Origin of the sequence: Mycobacterium sp. RTGN4, from assembly GCF_033804635.1 — a bacterium.
Taxonomy (GTDB): Bacteria; Actinomycetota; Actinomycetes; order Mycobacteriales; family Mycobacteriaceae; genus Mycobacterium.
The window spans coordinates 123,559-148,681 of record NZ_JAPZLB010000001.1 but is presented as its reverse complement, the minus strand read 5'-3'; the positions used below and the strand labels follow the sequence as shown (position 1 = coordinate 148,681).

23 protein-coding genes are annotated in these 25,123 nt (G+C 67.1%); 13 read left to right on the top strand and 10 right to left on the bottom strand.

Annotated features, from left to right (window positions below):
• Positions 1 to 8: 8 nt before the first annotated feature.
• The 4 genes from treZ to SLQ30_RS00655 are packed head-to-tail and all read right to left on the bottom strand — an operon-like array spanning position 9 to position 8,267.
• Positions 9 to 1,736: a malto-oligosyltrehalose trehalohydrolase gene (treZ, locus tag SLQ30_RS00670; RefSeq protein WP_319444920.1), complete on the bottom strand. Its 1,728-nt coding sequence runs from the start codon at positions 1,734 to 1,736 to the stop codon at positions 9 to 11.
• On the bottom strand, positions 1,729 to 3,987 hold the full coding sequence (gene treY / locus SLQ30_RS00665) for a malto-oligosyltrehalose synthase (protein WP_319444919.1): 2,259 nt from the start codon (positions 3,985 to 3,987) through the stop codon (positions 1,729 to 1,731). Before treY ends, treZ begins: the two co-directional genes overlap by 8 nt.
• 3 nt (positions 3,988 to 3,990) lie before the next feature.
• On the bottom strand, positions 3,991 to 6,120 hold the full coding sequence (gene glgX, locus SLQ30_RS00660; protein ID WP_319444918.1) for a glycogen debranching protein GlgX: 2,130 nt from the start codon (positions 6,118 to 6,120) through the stop codon (positions 3,991 to 3,993).
• Positions 6,121 to 6,122: 2 nt separating this feature from the next.
• Positions 6,123 to 8,267 carry an acyltransferase family protein gene (locus SLQ30_RS00655; RefSeq protein WP_413467892.1) on the bottom strand — a complete coding sequence of 715 codons (2,145 nt, stop codon included), beginning with the start codon at positions 8,265 to 8,267 and terminating at the stop codon, positions 6,123 to 6,125.
• A gap of 110 nt (positions 8,268 to 8,377) precedes the next feature.
• Here SLQ30_RS00655 and SLQ30_RS00650 point away from each other — a divergent pair, with 110 nt between their 5' ends.
• The 4 genes from SLQ30_RS00650 to SLQ30_RS00635 are packed head-to-tail and all read left to right on the top strand — an operon-like array spanning position 8,378 to position 12,051.
• Entirely contained in the window at positions 8,378 to 9,670 is a 1,293-nt protein-coding gene (locus SLQ30_RS00650) for an adenosylmethionine--8-amino-7-oxononanoate transaminase (protein WP_319444916.1), read from the top strand.
• A gap of 32 nt (positions 9,671 to 9,702) precedes the next feature.
• The gene (locus SLQ30_RS00645) at positions 9,703 to 10,851 is read left to right on the top strand and encodes an 8-amino-7-oxononanoate synthase (protein ID WP_319444915.1); all 1,149 of its coding nucleotides are present in this window, start codon (positions 9,703 to 9,705) and stop codon (positions 10,849 to 10,851) included.
• The gene (gene bioD, locus SLQ30_RS00640; protein ID WP_319444914.1) at positions 10,848 to 11,528 is read left to right on the top strand and encodes a dethiobiotin synthase; all 681 of its coding nucleotides are present in this window, start codon (positions 10,848 to 10,850) and stop codon (positions 11,526 to 11,528) included. Before SLQ30_RS00645 ends, bioD begins: the two co-directional genes overlap by 4 nt.
• A gap of 1 nt (position 11,529) precedes the next feature.
• Positions 11,530 to 12,051 carry a 2'-5' RNA ligase family protein gene (locus SLQ30_RS00635; protein ID WP_319444913.1) on the top strand — a complete coding sequence of 174 codons (522 nt, stop codon included), beginning with the start codon at positions 11,530 to 11,532 and terminating at the stop codon, positions 12,049 to 12,051.
• Between the two features lie 13 nt (positions 12,052 to 12,064).
• On the opposite strand, the gene SLQ30_RS00630 is transcribed toward SLQ30_RS00635, so the two are convergent.
• A complete protein-coding gene (locus tag SLQ30_RS00630; protein WP_319444912.1) occupies positions 12,065 to 12,649 on the bottom strand; it encodes a TetR family transcriptional regulator in 585 nt (194 codons plus the stop codon).
• A 50-nt stretch (positions 12,650 to 12,699) separates the two neighbouring features.
• On the opposite strand from SLQ30_RS00630, the gene bioB reads away from it, so the two are divergent.
• The 3 genes from bioB to SLQ30_RS00615 all read left to right on the top strand — a co-directional run bounded on the left by bioB (position 12,700) and on the right by SLQ30_RS00615 (position 14,691).
• Positions 12,700 to 13,707, top strand: coding sequence for a biotin synthase BioB (gene bioB, locus SLQ30_RS00625; RefSeq protein ID WP_319444911.1), 1,008 nt, complete (start codon positions 12,700 to 12,702; stop codon positions 13,705 to 13,707).
• A gap of 2 nt (positions 13,708 to 13,709) precedes the next feature.
• Complete coding sequence (locus tag SLQ30_RS00620) at positions 13,710 to 13,910, top strand: hypothetical protein (RefSeq protein ID WP_319444910.1); 201 nt, start codon at positions 13,710 to 13,712, stop codon at positions 13,908 to 13,910.
• A gap of 175 nt (positions 13,911 to 14,085) precedes the next feature.
• The gene (locus tag SLQ30_RS00615; RefSeq protein ID WP_319444909.1) at positions 14,086 to 14,691 is read left to right on the top strand and encodes a DUF2567 domain-containing protein; all 606 of its coding nucleotides are present in this window, start codon (positions 14,086 to 14,088) and stop codon (positions 14,689 to 14,691) included.
• On the opposite strand, the gene SLQ30_RS00610 is transcribed toward SLQ30_RS00615, so the two are convergent.
• Both SLQ30_RS00610 and SLQ30_RS00605 read right to left on the bottom strand, forming a co-directional pair.
• Entirely contained in the window at positions 14,627 to 15,979 is a 1,353-nt protein-coding gene (locus tag SLQ30_RS00610) for a lipase family protein (RefSeq protein ID WP_319444908.1), read from the bottom strand. The two genes, SLQ30_RS00615 and SLQ30_RS00610, sit on opposite strands and share 65 nt — an antisense overlap.
• Positions 15,980 to 16,030: 51 nt before the next feature.
• The gene (locus SLQ30_RS00605) at positions 16,031 to 16,723 is read right to left on the bottom strand and encodes an NUDIX hydrolase (RefSeq protein WP_319444907.1); all 693 of its coding nucleotides are present in this window, start codon (positions 16,721 to 16,723) and stop codon (positions 16,031 to 16,033) included.
• A gap of 47 nt (positions 16,724 to 16,770) precedes the next feature.
• Between SLQ30_RS00605 and nadA the strand changes: the two genes are divergently transcribed.
• From nadA to SLQ30_RS00585, 4 genes are read left to right on the top strand one after another with little or no spacing between them, the layout of a single operon-like run.
• Entirely contained in the window at positions 16,771 to 17,820 is a 1,050-nt protein-coding gene (gene nadA / locus SLQ30_RS00600) for a quinolinate synthase NadA (protein ID WP_319444906.1), read from the top strand.
• On the top strand, positions 17,817 to 19,442 hold the full coding sequence (locus SLQ30_RS00595) for an L-aspartate oxidase (protein WP_319444905.1): 1,626 nt from the start codon (positions 17,817 to 17,819) through the stop codon (positions 19,440 to 19,442). The genes nadA and SLQ30_RS00595 overlap by 4 nt, the downstream gene beginning before the upstream one ends.
• On the top strand, positions 19,442 to 20,299 hold the full coding sequence (gene nadC, locus SLQ30_RS00590; protein WP_319444904.1) for a carboxylating nicotinate-nucleotide diphosphorylase: 858 nt from the start codon (positions 19,442 to 19,444) through the stop codon (positions 20,297 to 20,299). The genes SLQ30_RS00595 and nadC overlap by 1 nt, the downstream gene beginning before the upstream one ends.
• A 52-nt stretch (positions 20,300 to 20,351) precedes the next feature.
• Positions 20,352 to 20,888, top strand: coding sequence for a hypothetical protein (locus tag SLQ30_RS00585; protein WP_319444903.1), 537 nt, complete (start codon positions 20,352 to 20,354; stop codon positions 20,886 to 20,888).
• A 15-nt stretch (positions 20,889 to 20,903) separates the two neighbouring features.
• On the opposite strand, the gene SLQ30_RS00580 is transcribed toward SLQ30_RS00585, so the two are convergent.
• Complete coding sequence (locus tag SLQ30_RS00580) at positions 20,904 to 21,485, bottom strand: TetR/AcrR family transcriptional regulator (RefSeq protein ID WP_319444902.1); 582 nt, start codon at positions 21,483 to 21,485, stop codon at positions 20,904 to 20,906.
• 73 nt (positions 21,486 to 21,558) lie between these two features.
• On the opposite strand from SLQ30_RS00580, the gene SLQ30_RS00575 reads away from it, so the two are divergent.
• Positions 21,559 to 22,587, top strand: coding sequence for a zinc-dependent alcohol dehydrogenase (locus tag SLQ30_RS00575; protein ID WP_319444901.1), 1,029 nt, complete (start codon positions 21,559 to 21,561; stop codon positions 22,585 to 22,587).
• Between the two features lie 3 nt (positions 22,588 to 22,590).
• Here SLQ30_RS00575 and SLQ30_RS00570 read toward each other — a convergent pair whose 3' ends face one another.
• The gene (locus SLQ30_RS00570) at positions 22,591 to 23,226 is read right to left on the bottom strand and encodes a LysE family transporter (RefSeq protein ID WP_319444900.1); all 636 of its coding nucleotides are present in this window, start codon (positions 23,224 to 23,226) and stop codon (positions 22,591 to 22,593) included.
• A gap of 44 nt (positions 23,227 to 23,270) precedes the next feature.
• Complete coding sequence (locus SLQ30_RS00565) at positions 23,271 to 23,693, bottom strand: nitroreductase family deazaflavin-dependent oxidoreductase (RefSeq protein ID WP_319444899.1); 423 nt, start codon at positions 23,691 to 23,693, stop codon at positions 23,271 to 23,273.
• Positions 23,694 to 23,802: 109 nt separating this feature from the next.
• Between SLQ30_RS00565 and hisD the strand changes: the two genes are divergently transcribed.
• Positions 23,803 to 25,116, top strand: a complete 1,314-nt coding sequence (gene hisD, locus SLQ30_RS00560) for a histidinol dehydrogenase (RefSeq protein ID WP_319445556.1) — start codon at positions 23,803 to 23,805, stop codon at positions 25,114 to 25,116.
• The last annotated feature ends 7 nt before the right edge of the window (positions 25,117 to 25,123 follow it).

Genomic DNA, 25,123 nt, shown 5'->3' with positions numbered 1-25,123 from the left:
GCTGGTGATCAGCGTGTGCGGAGCACGACGAACGAATGGCCCGGCAGCACCGTCGCTTCGCCGACCGTCGGTTCGTCCCACGCGAGCACGACCGTCCCTGCGACCGGTACGGTCGCCGGGGCCTCGCCCAGGTTGCAGGCGATGGCCAGCGCGCCGCGATGCATCACTATCCAGCGCTGCTCCTCGTCGTACTCGATGCGGAGGTCGTCCAGCCAGGGGTCGGCCAGGTCTGGCTCGCGGTGGCGTAGTGCGATGAGGTCGCGATAGACGTTCCACAGCCGGGCGTGGGCTCCGCCGCCGATCTCCGCCCAGTCCAACTTGGACCGCTGGAAGGTTTGCCGATCCTGCGGATCGGGGACTTCGTCGGCGTCCCAACCGTGTTCGGCGAACTCGGCCTTTCGCCCCTCGGCGGTGGCGCGCGCCAATTCGGGTTCCGGGTGCGACGAGAAGAAGAGGAACGGACTCGACGAGCCCCACTCCTCACCCATGAACAGCATTGCGGTGTAGGGAGATCCCAGCGCAAGCGCGGCTTTGACGGCCAGTTGCCCGAAGTCCAGGTTCTGCGACGGGCGGTCGCCGATTGCGCGGTTGCCCACCTGGTCGTGGGTCAGCGTGTAGGCCAACAACCGGGTGGCCGGAATGGTGGCGGTATCCAGGGGGCGGCCGTGCCTTCGGTGCCGAAACGACGAGTACGTGCCCGCATGGAAGTAGCCGTGCTTCAGTGTGCTCGCCAGCGTCGCCAATGAGCCGAAGTCGGCGTAGTAGCCCTGACGCTCGCCCGATACCGCGGTGTGAATGGCGTGGTGGATGTCGTCGTCCCACTGCGCCGTGATTCCGTACCCGCCGCGGTCGCGGGGGGTGATGAGCCGTGGATCGTTCCGGTCGCTCTCAGCGATCAGCGACAGTGGGCGGCCCAATTCAGCTGCCAGCGCGTCAGTTTCGGTCGACAGATCCTCGAGGATGTGCACCGCGGTGGTGTCGACGAGCGCGTGCACGGCGTCGAGCCGGAGTCCGTCGGCGTGGAAGTCGCGCATCCAGCGCAGCGCACAGTCGATGATGTAGGTCCGGACCTCGTCGGAATCGGCATCCGCGATGTTGATCGACTCGCCCCACGGATTGCTGCCGCTGGACAGGTACGGGCCAAAACGAGGTAGGTAGTTGCCCGAAGGGCCGAGGTGATTGAACACCGCGTCGATCAGCACGCCAAGCCCGTGGCCGTGGCAGGCGTCGACGAAGCGGACGAGCCCGTCGGGCCCACCGTAGGGTTCGTGCACGGCGTACCACAGCACGCCGTCGTATCCCCATCCGTACGTACCGCTGAACGCGTTGACGGGCATCAACTCCACGAAGTCGACGCCGAGTTCTGTCAAGTAGGCCAGCTTTTCGATGGCTGCGTCGAATGTGCCCTTCGGCGTGAACGTCCCGACGTGCAACTCGTAGATGACCGCGCCCTCGATCGAACGACCCGCCCAACTTCCGTCGGTCCACGCCGCCGTCGACGCCTCCCAGAGTTGCGAGCGATCGTGCACGCCGTCGGGCTGACGCGGGGAGCGGGGGTCGGGAAGTACCGTCTCGTCGTCGTCGACGACGAAGCCGTACCTGGCGTCGGGGGCGACATCGACACGCGAGCTCCACCAGCCGTCCTCGGAGCGCGTCATCGGATGCCGGGTCCCGTCGACGTCGAGGCTCACCCGTGCCGGCCGCGGTGCCCAGATCGTGAATTCGTGGTCAGACACGTGTCTTCTCCAGCAATGCGCCGGGCAGTTCGGCGAACAGGTCGGCGGCGTTCACGCTGCCGGTGAGGCGACGTCCGGTGAGGCGATCGGTCCACTGGCCGGTGGGCAGCTGCAACGACGTTTCGCCCCAACCGGTTTCGGCGAGTCGCACCGTCCAGCGGCGGACCGCCACCAACACGTCGTCGCCGCGTTGGAACGCCACGGCGTGTGCGGCCGCCGGTCCATCGAGAAACACCGGAGTGTAGGCGCCGGCCAGGAACGTCTCGGGCCGTTCCCTCCGCGCGCGTAGGGCGTGCGTGACGACCATGAACTTCGGGTCGGTCAGCGTCTTCAGCGCCTCGTGGCGCACGGCGTAGTCGACGGGCCTGCGATTGTCGGGGTCGACGAGGCTGTCGTCGAACAGCTCGGTGCCCTGGTACACGTCCGGAATGCCCGGCACCGTCAGGGAAAGCAGCTTCTGGGCGATGACGTCGTTGTCGACGTGTGCGCCCAACTGCGTGACGAGTCCGGTGAGCTCGATGCCGACCGGCCCATCCACGACGCCGTCGAGCCAGCCGTGCACGCTAGCTTCGAAGTCCTCGTCGGGCCGATGCCAGCTGGTGTGCACGGCGGCTTCGCGCATCGCCTTCTCGGCGTAGGCATGAAGGCGGGTCCGCAATTGATCGGTGACCTCACCGCCGCGCGGCCAGACGCCGAAGACGTTCTGCAACAGGAAGTGTGCGGTCGACTCGTCCGGCGGGGGAGTCATGATCGCCCACTTCGCTACCAGCTCGTCCCACAGCGCGGGCACCTGAGCCAACACCGCGATCCTCGCCCGGACGTCTTCGCCCCTCTTGGTGTCGTGCGTCGACAGGGTGACCATCGCCCGCGGCCACAGCTCCGCTCGAAGCGCCGCGGCATGGTGGAACTCGGCGGCACCGACGCCGAATCGGTCGGGCTCGCCGCCGACCTCGTTGAGCGACACCAGTCGCGCATCGCGGTAGAACAGGCTGTCCTCCACCGCCTTGGCCGTGACGGCGCCGCACAACTGCTGAAGCCGGGTGGCGGGCTCGCGGTGATTGAGCGCCGCCGCCACTAGCTGCAATGGGCGGTCCAAATCGGGGGCAGCGCTGGCGGTCTCGGCCAGCGCGGTCGGCATCACTGCGGCAAGCCCCCGATAGTCCGACCGGTAGACGTCGAGGTGGGTGAGCAAGGCGACCACCGCATCGGGGAGTTGGGGGTGGTCCTGGCCGAGCGTGGTGACGATCGCGCGTCGCAGCCTGGCCAGCTCGCTGGCCAAGGTTTCGGTCGCGGCAATGCGTTTGAGTTGCTCCGCCGCATCGGATGGCTGCCCCGTTTCGAGCGCTCCGTTCGGGTCGACGAACAAGCCGCCGACCTCGCGCAGCGCGTCGTAGCCCGTGGTGCCGGCGATCGGAAGCGTGGGTTCCAGGGCCTCGTCGACGGCCAGGATCTTCTCGATGACGATCCACGCGTCGGGTCCGACGAGCTCCCTGAGCCAGCCGAGATAGCCTGCCGGATCAGCCAATCCGTCGGGATGGTCGATGCGCAACCCGTCGACGAGCCCCTCGGCGAACCATCGACCGACCTCGACGTGCGTGGCGTCGAAGACCGAACGGTCTTCTTGCCGTAGGCCGGCAAGCGAAGTGATGGAGAAGAATCGTCGATATCCACAGACGTTGCGCTGCCATCCGACCAGGCGGTAGTGCTGTCGGTCGTGGACCTCGCGACCGGTACCGCCGCTGGTCCCCGGCGCGATCGGCCACCCGCGGTCGCCGAGCCGAAGGACGTCGCCGTCGACCTTCAAGTCCTCGATGTCATCATCGGAACCCAAGACGGGCAAGATGATTCGCTCGTCGGGATCCAACGCCCAGTCGATGTCGAAGTAGGACGCATATGCCGAATCGCGGCCATGCTCGAGCACGTCCCACCACCAGCGGTTCTGCGCTGGGTCGTCGACGCCGACGTGGTTGGGCACGATGTCGACGATCAATCCCATGCCGCGGGCCTTGGCCGCCCGTGACAGGTTGGCCAACCCCTGCGCTCCACCCAATTCTGCCGAAACGGTCGTCGAATCGGTGACGTCGTAACCGTGCGTCGACCCGGAGGTCGCGGTGAGAATGGGCGAGAGGTACAGATGCGTCACGCCGAGCTCGTCGAGGTAGCCCAGTAGCTGCTCGGCGTCGGAGAAGGTGAAGGGTTGGCCACTCTGCGGCCCGCGCAACTGCAACCGGTAGGTCGAAATGACAGCCATCGGTCAGGCCGTCTTGCGCAGAATGATTACCGATCTTCCTGCCAGGGGCAACGACTCGCCCGTTTTGAGCACCAAGTCCGTGTTGCCCGTCGGGTGAGCCGTGTCGAGCTCTCCGGTCCACTCGGCGGCGTATGTCGCGTCCGGCGTCACGAACTTGACGGGGTCGGCGAGGGCGTTGAAGCACAACAGGAACGTGTCGTCGACGACTCGTTCACCACGGGCGTTGGGGGAGGGGATGACGTCGCCGTTGAGGAACACCGCAACGGATTGGAAGCCTGAGTTCCAGTCCTCGGGTGTCATCGGTATACCCGCCGTGGTCAGCCAGGCGATGTCGCGGACGTCCTCGTCGCCGCTGCGAATCAACTTGCCGTCGAAGAACCGTCGGCGGCGAAACACGGGATGGTCCTTGCGCAGCGCGGTCACCCGACGGGTGAACTCCACCAGGTCCGCGTTGGTCTCGCACATCGACCAGTCCATCCACGCGACCGGGGAGTCCTGGCAATACACGTTGTTGTTGCCATGCTGCGTGCGGCCGAGCTCGTCGCCGTGGCTGATCATCGGCGTGCCCTGGCTGATCATCAGTGTCGCCATGACGTTGCGCGTTTGCCGCGCGCGTAGCGCGAGGATGTCGGGATCGTCGGTGGGTCCTTCGACGCCGCAATTCCACGAGCGATTGTGACTTTCGCCGTCGCGGTTGTCCTCGCCGTTGGCCTCGTTGTGCTTCTCGTTGTAGGACACCAGATCCGCCAGCGTGAACCCGTCGTGGGCGGTGACGAAGTTGATGCTCGCACTTGGCCTACGGCCCGTTGCCTCGTAGAGGTCGGAAGAGCCCGTGAGCCGGGAGGCGAATTCGTTGAGGGTTGCGGGTTCGCCCCGCCAGTAGTCACGCACAGTGTCGCGGTACTTCCCGTTCCACTCGGTCCACAAACCTGGGAAGTTCCCGACCTGGTAGCCGCCCTCGCCGATGTCCCACGGCTCGGCGATCAATTTGACCTGGCTGATGACCGGATCCTGCTGCACCAGATCGAAGAACGCGCTCAGCCGGTCCACTTCGTAGAACTCGCGGGCGAGCGTGGAAGCCAGATCGAATCGGAAGCCGTCGACGTGCATCTCGAGCACCCAGTACCGCAGCGAGTCCATGATCAGCTGCAGGGTGTGCGGATGTCGGGCGTTGAGACTGTTGCCGGTACCCGTGAAGTCCTTGTACAGCTTCAGGTCTCCGTCGAGCAGCCGGTAGTAGGCCGCGTTGTCGATACCGCGGAAGTTGACCGTCGGTCCAAGGTGGTTGCCTTCGGCGGTGTGGTTGTAGACGACGTCGAGGATCACCTCGATACCGGCCTCGTGGAACGCGCGCACCATGCTCTTGAACTCTGCGACCGCGCCGCCCGCACTGGGGTTTGCCGCGTACTGGTAGTGCGGTGCGAAGAATCCGAAGGTGTTGTAACCCCAGTAGTTCCGCAGTCCCAGGTCGATCAACCGGTGGTCGTGCATGAACTGATGGACGGGCATCAATTCGATCGCCGTCACGTTGAGGGACTTGAGGTGATCGATGATCACCGGATGGCCGAGGCCCGCGTAGGTGCCGCGCTGTTCTTCGGGGATGCCGGGATGCGTCTGCGTCATGCCCTTGACGTGGGCCTCGTAGATGACGGTCTCGTGGTACGGCGTGTTGGGTGAGCGATCAGAGGCCCAGTTGAAGAATGGGTTGATCACGACGCTCGTCATGGTGTGGCCCAGCGAATCGAGCATGGGTGGCGTGCCGCCGGAGGCGAGGTCGTCGGCTTTCAGGTCGTAGGAGTACAACGCCTGGCTGAAGTCGAAGTCGCCGTGGAATGACTTGCCGTAGGGATCCAGCAGCAATTTGCTTGCGTCGCAGCGGTGTCCGGCGGCGGGATCCCACGGGCCGTGTACGCGGAACCCGTAGCGTTGGCCAGGCGTCACGGTGGGCAGGTAGGCATGCCACACGTAGCCGTCGACCTCGTCGAGGTTGATGCGTTCCTCGGTGCCGTCCTTGTCGATCAGGCACAGCTCGACTTTGTCGGCGACCTCGGAGAACAGCGAGAAGTTGGTGCCTGCCCCGTCGTAGGTCGCGCCAAGTGGGTACGCGGTACCTGGCCAGATGGCGGAGACCATGCTCACCACCAGCCGGTCGCGGCAGCGATCTGTCGTCCGAGTTCGTTGGTCATCGTGCGCATGTAGGTGGCCGAGATGTGATGAGAATCGTGGTACAGCAACACATTTCCCTCCACAGCACGACAGTAGTCCGCCCGGCACACCGCATCACTCATGTCGAGCGGTTTGAGCAGTGGGAACTGCGCGACGAAATCCAGAGTGGGGTTGTGGTCGGACAGTACCTCGGAGCGCTTGATGCCGCAGGAGATGGCGTCGCCGCCGGAGGCCAGGCAATCGGAGGGGAAGAAGGGCTCTCCATCCTTGACCAGCCACGGGGTGTCGCGCATGGCCAGAATGGGAATTCCGGCGTCCGACAACTCCTGCCAGATGCCGATGTAGAAGCCTGGCATCACGTCGCCGTCCTTGATGTTCCAGGGCCGCGTCGACGTGGTGAACACGTAGTCGGGGTGGTCCGCGATCAGCTTGGGCATCACCACGTCGTTCCACTGGCGGCACTTGGGGTAGGGCCGGTTGTCGCCCATCACCAGTGGATTCTGCTCGGTGGTGAGCGGGCAGCCCATCTTCAGGTAGGTCTTGACCTTGAAGCCATGAGTGCGCCCAAGCACGTCGAGGGCGGTGATCCAATGCTCGGCGTGTGAGCCGCCCGCCAATGCGATCGTGCGGGTGGCTGACTTGTCGCCATACGTGCAGTCGATGACAGTGATGTCGTCGAAGTCGCTGATGCAATGTTCAGTAGTCGACTCGGGGATGTCGTCCTTGGCTTCCAACACCGTTGGACGCATCGGGAGTTTCGGTACCTTCGCGTTGTTCAGCAGCGCACGCGCCCCCGGATAGTCGTGCGCCGACAGTCCCGCGAGTTCCTTGCCGTTGGCACGCTGAACGGTCACGTGCTCGCGCCACGTGAACGACGTGGCCGTCAGCGCCACACCGAGCAGCGTCACGACCGAGCCCAAGACGATGGTGGGACGGCGCCAACGGGTGTGCATCGGCACGATCACGGGAGCAGGACGTGCCGCGGGCATGCGGTAGCGCAGCGGGTCCTCCACGTACTTCGTCGTCAGCCACGCCAACACGCCAGACACGAGCAGCACGCCGGCGCCGGTAGGGAAGTCCGCCCTGGTTTCGCCCGTATAGGCCAACCAGAAGATCAGCAACGGCCAGTGCCATAGGTAGAGCGAGTACGCCATCGCGCCCAGCGACACGAACGGCGCCGTGGCCAACAGCCGATTGGGGGCGGGCATGTGGTCGGTCGCCGAACCCCCCAGGTGCGGATCGCTGGCCCTGTTTGCGGCGCTGAGGATGAACAGCATCGTCGCGCCGACGGGAACCAGCGCCCACGGCCCGGGAAACTCCTTGACCCCGTCGATGAACGCGCCGCAAGAAAGGATCGCCGCCAACGAAACGGTGGCGACCGTCGTCCGTAGCCACATGGGCCACCGCACATAGGGGACCAATGCACCGACCAGCGCGCCGAGCAGTAGTTCCCAGCCCCGGGCGAAGCTGTTGTAGTACGCCGTCGACTGGTCGGCCGCGTGGGCGAAGATCGCGTATACGAACGACGCGATCGTCAGCACGCTCAGCAACACGATCAGCGACGTCCGCATATGCCTGCCGAGCCGCTTTCGGAACAGGTACGCCCATCCGAAGATCAGCGCGAGGAACGCGATGTAGAACTGGCCCTGCACCGACATCGACCAGATGTGCTGCAGCGGGCTGACGGCCTCGCCAGCGCGCAGATAGTTGGACGCGGTGTTGGCCAACTCCCAGTTCTGGTAATACCCGAGACTCGCCAGGCTCTGGTCGGCGAAGGCTTCCCAGCGGGTCTCGGGCTGCACCAGGATCGTCAGTACCGCGCACGCCGCGAGCACCACGACAAGCGCGGGCACCAGGCGTCGAACCAGGCGTTTAACCTCGGGACCAGGGGCAAGTGACCCCCCGGGTGCCAGTGCGGCCCGCAGCAACCTGCCGCCGAAGAAGAAACCGGAGAGCGCAAGGAACACGTCGACGCCGCCGGACACCCGCCCAAACCAGATATGGAACATCGCGACGAGCGCGATGGCAACGCCACGAAGGCCGTCGAGGTCATGCCGGTAGAAGCCCGACTTGCGCGTGCCCATTGCAGGCCGGGGTGGGGCGAGGGTCATCATGGTCGACGGCCAATCTACCGAACTGCGCTGTTTTGTTCGTCCGCGAGCGGTTGCGCGACGAGCAGTTGACGCTTTTGCCTTCAACAGCCGACCGACGCGATGATGACCGGGTGCCTGCGTTGACTCCCGCTCAGATCAGTGCGATCGACGCCGCGCACGTGTGGCATCCGTACAGCACGATCGGCGCCGAGTCGATGGCGCCGGTGGTCGCGGTAGCGGCGAAGGGCGCCTCGATCACCGTCGTCGACGAAGGGCGACATGTCGAGGTCATCGACGCCATGAGTTCGTGGTGGACGGCAATCCACGGACACGGCCATCCGGTTCTGGACGCCGCACTCACCGCGCAGTTGGCGACGATGAACCACGTCATGTTCGGCGGCCTGACCCACGAGCCCGCTGCGCGCCTGGCGCAGCTGCTGGTGCAGCTCACACCGGACGGTTTGGACACCGTGTTCTTCAGCGACTCGGGTTCGGTTTCGGTCGAAGTGGCGGTCAAGATGGCGCTGCAATACCAACGCAGTCGCGGCAAGCCGGCCAAGCATCGGCTGATGACGTGGCGCGGCGGTTACCACGGGGACACGTTCACCCCGATGAGCGTGTGCGACCCCGACGGGGGAATGCATTCGATCTGGACGGACGTCCTGGTGCCGCAGGTGTTCGCGCCGGCAGTGCCGCGCGAGTACGACCCCGATTACAGCGCCGCCTTCGAACGTCAACTCGGCGAGCATGCCGATGAACTTGCCGCCGTCATCGTCGAGCCCGTGGTGCAGGGCGCGGGCGGCATGCGGTTCCACGATCCGCGCTACCTGACCGACCTGCGCGACGCGTGCACGCGTCATGACGTGCTGTTGATATTCGACGAGATTGCGACGGGGTTCGGCCGCACCGGCGCGCTGTTCGCGGCCGACCACGCGGGCGTGAGTCCAGACATCATGTGCGTCGGCAAGGCAATGACGGGGGGCTATCTGACGCTGGCGGCAACGCTGTGTTCGGCGGAAATCGCGGGCATGATCAGCTCCGGTGAACCTGGCGCGCTGATGCACGGTCCGACGTTCATGGCCAATGCGTTGGCCTGTGCGGTGTCGGTGGCTTCGGTGGAGCTTCTGCTGGAGTCCGATTGGCCGGCAAGGGTTTCGGCGCTCGAGCATGGCCTGCGCGACGGGTTGGCTCCCGCCGTTGGGCGGCCCGGGGTGGCGGATGTCCGTGTGCTCGGCGCCATCGGCGTCATCGAGTTGGAGCGTCCCGTCGACCTGCGTGTGGCGACGACGACGGCGCTGCAGCACGGAGTGTGGCTGCGGCCGTTCCGAAACCTCGTTTACGCGATGCCGCCGTACATCTGCACGCCCGACGAGGTCGACCAGCTCACCTCGGCGATGGTCGCCGTCGCGCATGCATTAACCTGAACGGTGTTCAAGTCTTGAGCAAGGAGCACCCAGTGACACGCGCAGGCATCTCGCCGCTGGCCTGGCTGGACGAGGTCGAGCAGCAGCGCAGGGAAGCCGGACTGCGCCGCGCGCTTCGCACCCGCGCGCCGGTCGGCGCCGAACTGGACCTCGCCTCCAACGACTACTTGGGCCTATCGCAACACCCCGACGTCATCGAGGGTGGTGTCGACGCGTTGCGAACCTGGGGCGCAGGGTCGACCGGTTCGCGGTTGGTCACCGGCAATACGGAGTTGCACGAGACCTTCGAATCCGAGTTGGCCGAATTCGTCGGCGCCGAATCGGCACTGGTCTTCTCTTCGGGTTACACCGGAAACCTCGGTGCCGTGGTCGCATTGTCGGGACCGGGGTCGCTACTGGTGTCCGACGCCTTCACGCACGCTTCGCTCGTCGACGCCTGTCGGCTGTCGCGGGCCAAGGTGGCCGTCACCCCGCACCGGGACGTCGACGCCGTAGAGGACGCGCTGCGCGGCCGCACCGAGGAGCGCGCCGTCGTCGTCACCGACTCGGTGTTCAGCGCAGACGGCGCGCTGGCCCCGCTGCGTGCCCTGCACGACGCGTGCCGCAGACACGGCGCGCTGTTGATCGTCGACGAGGCACACGGACTAGGCGTCCGCGGCAGCGGCGGCCGAGGCTTGCTCCACGAAGTCGGGCTTGCGGGCGCACCCGACGTGGTGATGACGACCACGTTGTCGAAGGCGTTGGGCAGCCAGGGCGGAGTGGTGTTGGGTCCGCGCATCGTGCGCGACCACTTGATCGACGCTGCACGCCCGTTCATCTTCGATACCGGGCTTGCCCCTGCTTCAGTCGGCGCGGCCCGGGCGGCGCTTCGGGTGCTGAGGGCGCAGCCATGGCGTGCGCGGGCGGTGCTCGACCACGCCCGAACACTCGCGCTCATCGCAGGAGCCGACGATCGCCCCGAGTCGGCTGTCGTCTCGGTGATCCTCGGTGAGCCCGAGGTTGCGCTCGGGGCGGCCGTGGCGTGCCTGGATCGTGGCGTAAGGGTCGGCTGCTTCCGCCCGCCCACGGTGCCCGCGGGTACCTCGCGCTTGCGCCTGACCGCACGCGCATCGCTGACCGATGACGAAATGACCCTTGCGCGTGAGGTTTTGGCGGAAGTGCTCGAGACCGCGCGCGCATGAGCGTGCTGCTGATCACTGGCACCGGTACCGGGGTCGGCAAGACGATCGCAACTGCTGCGCTCGCCAGTGCGGCGCGGTCGGCAGGCCTCGACGTCGCGGTGTGCAAGCCCGTCCAGACCGGAACCGTCGACGGTGACGACGATCTCGCCGAGGTCGGTCGGTTGTCCGGAGTGCAGAAACTGCACGGGGGCTGGCGTTATCCGGAGCCGCTGGCCCCGGTGGCAGCAGCAGGACGCGCCGGATCGGCGTTGCCCACCCGCGATGAGTTGTTGGCCGCCGTCGGCGGGGCGGACGCCGCTAATCGGCTGACCCTGGTCGAGGGTGCAGGCGGGCTGCTGGTGGAACTCGGCGCGGCAAGTGTGACGCTGCGCGACCTCGCTGTCGACTTGCGCGCAGCGGTGCTGATCGTCGTCGGACCCGAATTGGGCACGCTCAACCACACCGCGCTGACCCTGGAAGCGCTTGCCGCCAAGGGGGTTTCGTCCGCGGGACTGGTGATCGGTTCGTGGCCTGCCGAACCCGGCATCGCCGAACGCGACAACCGCGCTGCCCTCGGCCGCCTCGACCAGGTACGTGCCGTGTTGCCCGCTGGCGTGGGGACATCGACGGCGGAGGAGTTCGCGGCGATGAGCACATCGGCGTTCGATCCGCGTTGGCTTGCAAGCTTGGTGGGCTGACGTGGTCCACTCCGTCGAACTCGTCTTCGATGCGGATACCGACGCGCGGATACGCGGGGTGTGGGACGACCTGGGCGCCATCGGAGTGCGCAGCCAGGCCGCCGTGAAGTCGCCGAGCAACCGGCCACACGTCACACTGGTTGTCGCCCAACAGATGACCAACGACGTCGACGACGTGCTGGTGCCGGTGCTGTCGCGGCTCCCGCTGGCCTGCCGGATCGGCGCCCCGATGTTGTTCGGCAGCGGACCGTTCACGCTGGTACGACTCGTCGTGCCCTCGGACGAACTGCTCGCGCTGCACGCGGAGGTCTACCGAGCGTGCCTGCCGTTCATGTCGCCGGCGCCGTTGCCGCATGCCGAGCCTGGCGACTGGACGGCCCACGTGACGCTTGCGAGGCGGGTGGCTGCGGCCGAGCTACCGCGGGTGTTCGGGGTAGCGAGCGTCACTGCGGACATCGACGCCGGCGCGGCTGGGCTGCGGCACTGGGATGGGGACTCCCGCGTCGAGCATCACATCGGCTGAAACGACGTTCGCCCTACGAGTTCAATTGCAGGCGCACCGAAATGCCAGTGACGAGCAGGTCGAGACCGAAGGCGAAGCGTTCCGTCGCGTTCTGCGCCCACACCGACTGCTCTGCGGGCAGCTCGGCGCCCGCGGCATCCCACTGGAGCCGGGACTGCTCATCGACGGTGAAACCGAGCACGTAGTAGACGATCGTGCGGGCGGCCAGTTCGGCGTGAACCGGTTCGACACCCGCATCCTTCGCAGCGTTGGCCAGTCGCGTCAGGAGCTGCGTCATGGCCTGCGAATGACCCGCCGAGAAGCTCGCCGAGACCAGTTCGGCGCCGTCGGTGTGCGACAGCAAGGCATCGCGCAGTCGTCGGCAGCCATCGGTGATGTCACCCTGCCAGGACGTCGCCTCGCCGTCGGCCAGCGCGGGCGCCAGGATGCGATCGGCAACGGCCCCCAGCAGTTGCTGCTTGTTGGCGAAGTGCCAGTAGAGCGCCCCGGGGCTGACCTCCAGCTCACGGGCGAGCCTGCGCATCGTCAGGTCGGCAATGCCATATCCATCGAGCAGCGCTGTCGCTGCCTGAACCACGTCGCTTTGGTGCAACTGCACGCCTGTATCCTAAACACCGTTCAAGTCTGAATTTCAGGAGGTACGCCGTAGTGACGCAGGCAGCGACAGACGTGTTGGGTCTGGCCAGGGACCAAGTCCTCGAACGTGGTGAGGGGCTGAACCAGGAGCAGATCCTTGCGGTGCTGCAACTGGACGACGACCGGCTGGAGGACCTGCTGGCGCTGGCCCACGACGTGCGGATGAAGTGGTGTGGCCCCGAGGTCGAGGTCGAGGGCATCATCAGCCTCAAGACCGGCGGCTGCCCGGAGGACTGCCACTTCTGCTCCCAGTCGGGGCTCTTCGCATCGCCGGTGCGCAGCGCCTGGCTCGACGTTCCGAGCCTGGTCGAGGCCGCGAAGCAGACCGCGAAGTCCGGTGCCACCGAGTTCTGCATCGTCGCCGCGGTGCGCGGCCCGGACGAGCGGCTCCTGGCTCAGGTCGCCGCGGGCATCGAAGCGATCCGCAACGAGGTCGACATCCAGATCGCGTGCTCGCTCGGCATGCTCACCCAGGAGCAAGTCGACCGGCTCTCCGCGATGGGCGTGCACCGCTACAACCACAACCTGGAGACGGCCCGTTCCTTCTTTACCAACGTCGTCACCACCCATACGTGGGAAGAGCGTTGGGCCACTTTGGAAATGGTGCGCGAGGCCGGCATGGAGGTGTGCTGCGGCGGCATCCTCGGCATGGGGGAGACGCTCGAGCAGCGCGCCGAGTTCGCGGCCAACCTGGCCGAGCTCGACCCGCACGAGGTGCCGCTGAACTTCCTCAATCCCCGTCCCGGGACGCCGTTCGGCGACCTGGACGTGCTGCCTGCAGCCGAGGCGCTGAAGGCCGTCGCCGCATTCCGGTTGGCGTTGCCGCGCACCATGCTTCGCTTCGCCGGGGGCCGCGAGATCACTCTTGGCGACCTGGGTGCCAAGCAGGGCATCCTCGGCGGCATCAACGCCGTCATCGTCGGCAACTACCTGACCACCCTTGGCCGGCCCGCGGAGGCCGATCTCGAGCTGCTCACTGATCTGCAGATGCCGATCAAGGCGCTCAACGCCAGCATCTAGCGATGGACCCGAAGTTCAACGTCTACACCGGTGCGCCAGCGGGCGGAGTGGTTCCCGCCGCCGCTCAGCTGGGCCTCGAGCCGCCCAGATTCTGCGCCGAGTGCGGCCGGAGGATGATCGTTCAGGTGCGTCCGGACGGGTGGGCGGCGAAGTGTTCGCGGCACGGTGAGTTGGATTCGAAGGACCTGGAGGAGAAGCGATGAGCCGGGTGCGCAGTTGAACGCGTCGGATGAGCCGGTGGCCTCGCCAGAAGTCTCTGAAGCTGCGCCGGAACAATCGCCTGTCGCAACGGATGGCGCCGACATTGTGATTCCGCCGGTAGTATCCGCCAATACCGTTGAGTCACCGTACGTTTCGAATCTTACTGTCGCCATTCGTGTGGTCGTCGGACTGACGCTGTCCGGTGTGCTCGTCGGCTTGTTGTGGGCGTGGCTCGCGCCATCGGTCCAGAGTGTCGTGGCATTGGCCAAGGACGGCGACCGGGTGCGCGGGTACGTCGGCGACGAGGCCGACCACTTGTTCATCGCCGCAATCGAGATGGTGGGATTTCTGTTCGTGCTCGCGGTGGTGTCCGCGGCGCTGGTGTGGAAGTTGCGCCCCCACCGCGGCCCGCTCATGGTCGCGGCTTTGTCGCTTGGACTGACTGCCGCCGCAGGCGTGGCCACCGGAGTGGGTGCGCTGCTCGTGCACTGGCGCTACGGAACGGTCGATGTCGCGGGGGCGCCCGTAACTCCCGAGCATCGGGTGCACTACGTGTTCGAGGCGCCCGGGGTGTTCTTCGGGCACTCGCCGTGGCAGATCGCGACGACGATCCTGTTCCCGGCTGGGATCGCGGCGCTGGTGTACGCGATATGTGCGCTGTCAGCCAGGCGCGACGACCTCGGCGCGTGGCCGCCGGTGGAGCCGCGCTATGTAGGGCTTACTGATCCAGTTCCGACAGCGGCTGGTGCTCTACCCTTCGACCCGTCATCACCTTCGCGCTGATCAGCCCGAGCCGGAGCATGCCTCGGTAGGTCGACGGATTCAGCATCGTCGGCCACTTCGTGCGGGTCCGACGGGTCGAGACGGGTCGGTCGGCGAAACGGTCGCGGAGCCAACGCAGCGCCATCGGCGCCGAGAGCGGGTGCAGCAGCAGGTGCTCGCTGAACGCGTCGCGGTGGTAGGTGACGTCGGTTCCGCCCGCGGTGTACGCCGCTGCGAGCTCGTCGATCACCTCGACAGAGATCAACTCGTCGTGCGCCGCCTGGACGATCAGCACGGGGATGCTCGGCGCCTTGGTGCCCAGCTTGATGCTCTCGAACACGTGCCGGACTTCGGGGGTCGCGAGGATCCGCTCGAGGGGCCAGTCGACCAGATCGTCCATGTCCTTGCGGATGAGGCTCAGCACCGCCTGCCCCGTCGTCATGCGCTCGACCTTCTTGAGCATCGCCTTGCCCTCGTCGGTGGCGTGCTCGGCGATGATGCGATCCAGGTCCGGATACACGTGGGACAGTGCCGCGACGACCATTGCGGGCAGTCCGGAGAAGAACGTGCCATTGAGCCGGCGGTACGTGTGTCCGAGGTCGCCGACGGGAGACCCGAGCACCGCCCCGACGACGTTGACGTCGGGTGCGTAGTCGGTGTGCACCTCGGCCGCCCATGCGGTGGCCAGGCCTCCGCCGGAATAGCCCCAGAGTCCGACGGGAGCGGCGGGCGAGAGCTTGAGTGGGGTGTAGTTCAGCGCGGCGCGAACTCCGTCAAGAACGTGGTAGCCGGGTTCGTAGGGCGCTCCCCAAATACCGTGCGGGCCTTCGTGGTCGGGCACCGAGACCGCCCAGCCCTCGGCGAGCGCGGCCGCGATCAAGAGGAACTCGAACTGGGCCAACGCCCCGACGGCCTTGGAGCCGCGCCGCAGCGCGTAGGACGGGAAGCAGCGCGCGGCGACCGCGTCGATGGCGCACTGGTAGGACACGATCGGGCAGGGCCGCTCGTTGGTCCGATCCGAGGGAGCGACGACCGTGGTGGCGGTCGCCTGCGGGTCGCCGTTGAGGTCGGTGGTGCGGTAGAGCAGTTGGATCGCTGCCAGTTTCTGCGGGACGAGACCCATGAAGGCGAGTTCGACGTCACGCGATCGCAGCACGGTGCCGGGCCGGGCATGCTCGAAGCCCGGCGGCGGTGCGTAGAAGGGATCGACGTCCGGAAGCAGTGGCCGCGACTTGGGCACCAGTTCCTCATGAGGAGCGATCCCGATCCATTCGGCGCCGCTCGATCTGGCTGCACTGCCAAGGTCCATCCGGGCATTCTCTCTTAACGAAACCTTAAAAACCAATCTCGGGGCCGCGTGTCACGTCGGCGGGCGCAGCGCAGCGAACTCGTCGGTGACGCGGTAGGTGTTCTCCGCGAACCGGTAGAGCGCGGCGGGACGTCCACCGCTACGGCCCGATCTGGCCGTGGTCCCGGTCGGCATGATCACGCCGCGACGCGCGAGCACGCGCTGCAGGTTAGTCGCGTCGACCTGGTGCCCAAGTGCGGCGCTGTAGATGTCACGCAGTGTCGACAACGCGAATTCCTTTGGTGCCAGCGCGAAGCCGATGTTGGTATAGGACAGCTTGGCGACGAGCCGGGCGTGAGCGTTGATCACCATCTGACGGTGGTCGAACGCCATCGGGGGCAGCGCATCCACGGGATGCCAGCGGGTGTCCGGTGGAAGCTCCGGGACCGCGGGGGAGGGCAGCAGCCCGAGGAATGTCGAGGCGATGACGCGGGCACCGGGCACTCGCTCCGGTTCGGAGAACACTGCGAGTTGCTCGAGATGGGTGACCTGACGCAGGTCGACCTTCTCGGCAAGTTGACGACGGACTGAACTCCGCATGTCTTCGTCGTCGCGAAGCTGGCCACCGGGCAGTGACCAGGCTCCGCGCTCGGGTTCCATCGCGCGCTCCCACAACAGCACGCTCAGCTGCGGATTTCGGGTCGAGAGCTGCCGAACTTGGAAGACGACGGCGAGCACTTCGTGGGCAGTGCTACGATTGGGCATGTTTTCGATCATAAGTCGAAAACCTCCTAGGATCAAAGGAGACGGCAATGACGGTGTTGGACCGCACCTCGGAGTCACGTCGCGGATGGGCCGCGCAGATAACTGACGGCCCCTCCGGCTTCAGCGGGGTCGTCGCCGACGAGGAGTGGGCTGCCGAGGTTCGGCGGCTCGCCACGCAACGTGGCGCGACACTGCTCGCGCACAACTACCAGCTGCCCGCGATTCAAGACGTGGCCGACCACGTCGGTGACTCGCTCGCGCTATCGCGCATCGCCGCGGAAGCCCCGGAGGACACCATCGTGTTCTGCGGCGTGCACTTCATGGCCGAGACCGCGAAGATCCTCAGCCCCGAGAAGACGGTGCTGATCCCCGACCAGCGGGCCGGGTGCTCCTTGGCGGACTCGATCACGGCTGACGATTTGCGCGCGTGGAAGGACGAGTTTCCCGACGCCGTCGTCGTCTCGTACGTCAACACCACGGCCGCGGTGAAGGCACTCACCGACATCTGCTGCACGTCGTCCAATGCCGTCGAGGTCGTGGCCTCTATCCCCGAGGACCGCACGGTGCTGTTCTGCCCGGACCAGTTCCTCGGTGCGCACGTCCGTCGGGTCACCGGTCGCAAGAACCTGCATGTGTGGGCAGGCGAATGCCACGTACACGCCGGCATCAACGGTGACGAGCTCGCCGAGAAAGCGCGCACCCATCCCAGGGCTGAACTGTTCGTGCATCCCGAATGCGGTTGCGCCACTTCCGCGCTGTATCTCGCCGGGGAGGGCGCAGTGCCCGAGGAGCGGGTGAAGATCCTGTCGACCGGCGGCATGCTCGACGCTGCGCGCGAGACCACGGCAAGTCAGGTGCTGGTGGCCACCGAGGTAGGGATGCTGCATCAATTGCGCAGGGCTGCACCGAATGTCGAGTTCCTGGCGGTCAACGACCGGGCGTCGTGCAAGTACATGAAGATGATCACCCCGGCAGCGCTGCTGCGCTGCCTGATCGAGGGAGCCGACGAGGTGCACGTCGACCTCGACACCGCCCGGTTGGCGAGCGCCAGCGTGCAACGCATGATCGAGATCGGCCAGCCTGGCGGCGGAGAATGACGGCCCCAGGGAGCAAGAGCGAAGCGACCCGGGGGATTGGTGCCGCCTGCGGCGGCCTCGGGGTCTGGCAACAGCGGGCGGACGTCGTCGTCGTCGGTACTGGCGTGGCGGGCCTGGTGGCTGCACTCGCCGTGCATCGTCGCGGGCACCGGGTCGTGGTGCTGAGCAAGGCTTCCCAGAAAGAAGGGGCGACGGCCACTTTTCACGCGCAGGGCGGCATAGCCGTCGTCGTACCCGACACCGACGACACCATCGAGACGCATGTCGCCGACACCTTGGCAGCAGGCGGCGGTTTGTGCGATCCCGAGGCGGTGACCTCGATCGTCGCTGACGGTTACGCGGCAGTCGCGGAGTTGGTGAACGACGGTGCGCGCTTCGACGAATCGGCCCCAGGGCAGTGGTCGCTGACCCGTGAGGGCGGCCATTCGCGGCGGCGCATCATTCATGCCGGCGGCGACGCCACCGGTGCAGAGGTCCAGCGGGCGCTGGACCGGGCCGCGGTAACCCTCGACATCCGGCGCAATCACGTTGCGCTGCAACTGCTTCACGAAGCAGGCGCGGTCACCGGCGTGTTGGTGCGCAACGAGGACGGGCTCGGCGTCGTACACGCGCCTTCGGTGATCCTCGCCACGGGCGGGCTTGGCCACCTCTACTCGGCGACCACCAACCCGGAGGGATCGACGGGCGACGGCATCGCGTTGGCGCTCTGGGCAGGCGTCGGCGTCAGCGACATCGAGTTCATCCAGTTCCATCCGACCATGTTGTTCGACGGCGAGGCAGGCGGCAGGCGGCCATTGATCACCGAGGCCATCCGCGGCGAGGGTGCGGTGCTCGTCGACGCTCGCGGGAAGTCCGTCACGGCAGGCGTGCATCCGATGGGCGACCTGGCGCCGCGCGACGTGGTGGCAGCTGCCATCGACGCACGGTTGACGCAAGCCGGGGATCCTTGCGTCTTTCTCGACGCACGTTCGATCGCCGGCTTTGCCGGGCGTTTCCCGACCGTCACCACCGCGTGTCTGGCCGCAGGGATCGATCCGACCCGGCAACTGATTCCGGTGGTCCCGGGCGCGCACTACAGCTGCGGCGGAGTCGTCACCGACGTGCACGGTCGTACGGAGCTGGCGGGATTGTTCGCCGCGGGGGAGGTTGCGCGCACGGGCATGCACGGTGCGAACCGGCTTGCGTCGAACAGCCTGCTCGAAGGCCTGGTGGTGGGTAACCGCGCTGGGGTGGCCGCAGCCCAGCACGCGGTCGACGCGGGCCCGTCCCGCGCCACCGGATCGGAACCGGAGCGGCGAATGATATTGGCACGCAAAGACTTGCAGCACGCGATGAGTCGCGATGCCTCGGTCGTGCGTGATGCCGAAGGGCTCCGCCGATTGGCCGAGCTCGTCGAGCACGCGCCCACGGCGCCGTTGGGGAACCGCGCGGCGCTGGAGGACGCAGCCTTGACGGCGACTGCCGGGGCCGTCGTCGCGGCCGCGCTCGAGCGAGTGGAGACCCGCGGTTGTCATCACCGCGCCGACCATCTACACACGAATCCCGCGATGGCGGTGAGCACCACGGTGCGACTCTCGGCTGGCGCACCAGCCGTCGCCGAGACCGCGACCGTGGCGTGCTGATGGCGCTGACGGAGAACGAGTTGACGGAGGCCAGGGCCACCATCGCTCGGGCCCTCGACGAGGATCTGCGCTACGGCCCGGACGTGACGACGCTGGCCACGGTGCCCGCGGACGCGACGACGACGGCACGGATGGTCACCCGCGAGCCAGGAGTTGCCGCAGGTGTCGACATCGCTCTGCTGGTGCTCGACGAGGTACTGGGCATCGACGGCTACCGGGTTACCGGACGGGTCGAGGATGGCACCCGATTGGACACCGGCGACGCGCTCTTGACCGTCGAGGCCGACACACGCGGGTTGCTGACGGCGGAGCGCACGATGCTCAACCTGGTCTGTCACCTCAGTGGCATCGCCACCGCGACGGCCGCCTGGGTGGCTGCGGTCGATGGCACCCACGCCAAGATCCGGGATACCCGAAAGACGTTGCCCGGACTGCGGTTATTGCAGAAGTACGCGGTGCGGCTCGGTGGCGGTGTGAACCATCGCATGGGTCTTGGCGACGCCGCGCTCATCAAGGACAACCACGTGGCCGCCGCCGGCGGGGTGCGGGAAGCCCTGAGTGCCGTTCGTGCCGCGGCTCCCGACGTGCCGTGCGAGGTCGAGGTCGACTCGCTCGAACAGCTCGACGAGATCCTCGGCGAGCACGTCGAACTCGTTCTGCTGGACAACTTTCCGATTTGGCAGACGCAGATCGCGGTGCAGCGCCGCGACGCGCGTGCGCCAGGCACGTTGCTCGAGTCGTCGGGTGGGCTCGCGCTGGGCAACGCAGCCGAATATGCGGGCACCGGCGTCGACTTTCTGGCCGTTGGCGCCCTCACTCACTCGGTGCGGGTGCTCGACGTGGGCCTCGACGTCTGACCCGTCGCGTCGACCGGCTTGGCGCGTTGGCGCACCGACTAGTGTCTGGCGCATGTCGAGCAACGACGAGCAACCGACCATGGCCCTGTCTACCGCCAATGCACCGGTCGCACCGCGGCGCGGAGGTGCGGTATCGGTCATCGCGTTGATCGTCGCGCTCGCGGCACTCGGACTGGCGGGGTGGGCGGCGTTCCGTCCCACGCTCAAGCCGGTCGCCGGGTCCGGCTACGGCGCGAGCCAGCAGGCGGACGCGAAGGCGTCGACGTGTGCCGCGACGGAGCTAGTGCGCAAGGGGGTTTCGTTGAACACCAACCTGCAGAGTCCCGGCGGCGATGCCGACGTGACGGGTTCGCTTGCCGTGGCAGCGAATGCCCGCCTGTCGTTGTCCAACGGTGGCCAGTACCTCATCAATCGACTTGATCCGGCTACGCCGACGGAGCTCGCCACGGACATCCGAGACTTTGGCAACACGCTTATGGACATCGGCGCGGCCTCGATTGCGGGGGCCCTGAACACCGATCCCGACCAAGCGGCGCGGTTGAGCCATGCCGACGCGTTGAACGTGAAGATCACCGAAGCCTGCAAGTAGCCGACGGCCCGATCGTCATCCCACGGTCGGCGGATGGTCGAGCAACGTGCGGGCCGCGCCCTTGGCCGCATCGAGTGCGGCTCGGTCACCGGCGACTCGGGACAGCACGAGCGAGCCCTCGATCAGCGCGATGACCGCCTGCGCGGCCGGCCTGGCCGAGTCGGCGGACCATCCGTCAGCCGTGAGCCGCTCGGCGACGGCGGTCACCCACCCCTCGAACGCGCGCGCCGAGGCCGCCCGGACGATGGGGCTGGCGTTGACGGACTCCGTTGCGATCGGTTCGATCGGGCAGCCGTCACGCTGGTCACCCTTTAGCCCGTCGGCCAGGAGGTCGATCCAGCGGCACACGATGTCGGCGGGTGCCGCATCCGACGCGAGGAACGTGCGGAGCAGGCGCGTGACGTCCGCACCGACCCCGTCGACCACCGCGGCCGCGAGCTCGGCCTTTCCGTCGGGGAAGTGGTGATAGAGCGAGCCAGCCTTGACGTCGGCGGATTCCAGGATCTGGTTGACGCCGGTCGCGGCGTACCCCTGGCGCCGGAACAACAGGGCCGCACTCTCGATGAGGGCGGCGCGGCTGCGGTCTGGGCGGGGCATTCCGAAATAGTACTTGCAATACTAGAAAGATCGCTCAAGAATAGTTGAGCGACCACTAAAGAAGGACGGCGTCATGAGGCAGTTGATGCTCGAAGGACCCGACGTGTGCAGTTGGCAGGACGCGCCGGATCCGGTGATCAAGGCGACCACGCAGGCGTTGGTCCGTCCGCTGGCGGTGGCTTGCTGCGATCTCGACGTCTGGGTTTCGCAGGGTGGGCTGGCGATGGCACCCGGCCACGCGCTGGGGCACGAGGGCGTGGCCGAGGTGGTCGAGGTCGGCGCGGACGTGACCAGTGTCCGAGTGGGCGACCGGGTCATCGTGCCGTTCCAGCTCAACTGCGGCACCTGCACCGCCTGTCTGCGCGGCGCCACCGGTTCGTGCGCGTCACTGCCGCTGATGGCGATGTACGGGATGGCGCCAATTGCCGGCCTCGACGGTGGCGGTTTCATGGCCGACCTGGTGTTGGTCCCATTCGCCGACGCCATGCTCGTGCCGTTGCCCCATGCCATCGACCCGGTGAGCGTGGCCTCGATGTCGGACAACATCCCCGACGGCTGGCGCACGGTAGGCCCGTATCGGTCACGACTCGCCGCGCTCGACGACGCCGAGCGCCGCGTACTCGTCATGGGAAGGCTGTCGATCGGGCTCTACGCGGCGGCCTTCGCCTCGGCCATCGGCGCTCACGTCGACTACGTCGACACCGATGCGGGACGCCTGGCCGTCGCCGAGAAGCTGGGCGCGACCGTCCACGACAGGCCCAAGCCCGACAGGTCGTGGGATCCCTACCCGGTCACCGTGCACACGACGGCCGATCCCGAACTGCTGTCGGCCACCCTGCGTGCCACGTGGCCCGACGGCGTGTGCACCGACACCGGCCTCTATCTCCAACCGGTCGAGCTCCCGCTGCTCGCGATGTACACAAGGGGCGTGCAGTTCGTCACTAGCCGGGTCAACGCGCGAAAGGTGATCCCCGAGATCCTCGAATTGCTCTCGACGACAAGTGATCTCGGTCCCGTCGTCGAGCGCATCGTGCCGTGGGAGGAAGCCGACACCGCATGGCCCGCGATGACCGGCAAGACGGTGTTCACGCGTAACGCGTAGACCTCATGCAGTGGCAGCGCGACGCACCAGTGACAACACGACGGCTGCGGTCGCGAACAGGCCGGAGAAGGTCCGGTTGACGACGGTCTGTTGCCGCGGCGTGTGCATCCAGCGCAGCAACCGCACCGCCAGACCGGTGTACAGCCCCATCACCACCAGGTCGACGGCCACCATCGTCGCGCCGATCGCAAGGTACTGGGGGAGCAGGGGCGCGGTCGGCACCACGAACTGTGGCAGCACGGCGAGGAAGAACACCAGCCCCTTCGGGTTGGTGGCGTTGACGAGGAATCCGCGGACGACGAGTGCGGTCCGTCCACGGTCGGCGGAGGTGTCGAGCTGCTCCCGAAGGTCGCGCGTCGCGGTCCGCCACTGCCGTACGGCGAGATACAGGAGGTACGCCACGCCCACCCACTTGACGATGTTGAACGCCACGATCGAACCGGTCACGATCGCACCGAGGCCGAGCGCAACCAACGTGAGCTGCAGCATCAGCCCGATCTCGAGGCCCAGGATGCTCCAGTAGCCGCGGCGGACGCCGTACGTCAGGCCGGTGGCCATCGACTGGATTGCGCCGGCACCGGGCGACACTGCGATCAGGATGGCCGCTCCGATGAACGTCAGCCACACTTGCCACGCCATGACCCGAAGTCTCGCAGCTGGCGGCGGGTCAGCTCAAGCGAGTTTCACGCGATGTCGGCGACGAAGGTGCCCTGGCGCTGCGCGAGCCTGGCAACGACGCGTGGCAGGGCCGGATCGACGGTGCCCGCCGGTAGCACGCGCGGGTTGACCAGGTGCAGGTCCTTGCGCCCCACGTGGATGTCGGCCTCGCCCGCCGCCAGCACGTTCTTGACCCAGTTGGTCTTGCCGTGCATCAGCCCGATCGCCACCAGATCGTCCTTGCGGTAGGCGGTGACGATGGTCTCGAAGTCCTTGCCGGAGGTGCGTCCGCGGTGCTTGATCACCGCGAAGCCCGGCAACCGCTTCGACAGCGGGCGGAGCATCGGGTTCACGTACTTGATCTGGAAGCGCTCCAGCCACACCGGCATGAGCATGGGGACGCCTGGGGCGTTGTTGGGGTGGTCTTGCCTCGACGATGACGCGGACATGGCGGCTCCCGAATTCGATTTGTACTGCTCTGGGACAATAGACGGCGTGAATGCCTCGTCTGATGGTAGGGATGTCGCCGCCGGAGCGGCTCCGGCGCCGTTCGTCGCGATGGGCCGCATCGATCTTCGGGGCCAACAGCTGTCGACGGCAGCCCTTCGAGCGGTGCTGCCGCGGGGCGGAGTCGACGTCGACGCGGTCGTCCCGAAGGTGCGACCCATCGTCGACGCCGTCATCGCCCGCGGTGCCGTCGCAGCCCTTGAATACGGCGAGACGTTCGACGGCGTGCGCCCCGACACCGTCCGCGTCCCCGTGGCCCGCCTGCAGGCTGCGCTGGACGAACTCGCGCCCGACGTGCGTGCTGCCCTCGAAGTCGCGATCGATCGGACCAGGAAGGTGCACGCCGACCAGCGGCGCACCGACACCACCACGACGCTCGCGCCAGGGGCGACGGTCACCGAACGCTGGGTGCCCGTCGAACGCGTCGGCCTGTACGTGCCGGGTGGCAACGCCGTGTATCCGTCGAGCGTCATCATGAACGTGGTGCCCGCGCAGACCGCGGGAGTGGACTCCCTGGTGATCGCCAGCCCGCCGCAGGCCGACTTCGACGGCCTGCCGCACCCGACGATCCTCGCGGCCGCAGCGCTGCTCGGCGTCGACGAGGTATGGGCGGTCGGCGGCGCTCAGGCCGTCGCGTTGCTCGCCTTTGGTGGCACCGACACCGATGGAACCGAGCTTGCCCCGGTCGACATGATCACCGGTCCCGGCAACATCTACGTGACGGCGGCCAAGCGGATCTGCCGCTCGCAGGTCGGCATCGACGCCGAGGCGGGACCCACCGAGATCGCGATCCTCGCCGATCATTCGGCCGACCCGGTACACGTCGCGGCCGACCTCATCAGCCAGGCCGAGCACGACGAAATGGCGGCCAGCGTGCTCGTCACGACCAGTGCCGCGCTCGCCGACGCCACCGACGTCGAGGTCGCCGCTCAATTGCAGACGACTGTGCACCGCGAGCGGGTCACCGCGGCGCTGACCGGACGCCAGTCGGCCATCGTGCTCGTCGACGACGTCGAAGCGGGCATTCGAACGGTCAACGCCTACGCCGCGGAGCATCTCGAGATACAGACCATCGACGCATCTGCGGTCGCGAACCAGATCCGCTCTGCCGGTGCAATCTTCGTGGGGGGCTGGTCTCCGGTGAGTCTCGGTGACTACTGCGCGGGCTCCAATCACGTGCTGCCAACGGCCGGGTGCGCGCGGCACTCCAGCGGGTTGTCCGTGCAGACGTTCCTGCGGGGGATCCACGTCGTCGACTACACGGAGGCGGCGCTGAAGGACGTGTCCGGTTACGTGATCACGCTGGCGCAGGCCGAGAACCTGCCTGCCCATGGCGAGGCCGTCCGACGGAGGTTCGAAAGGTGAGTACTGA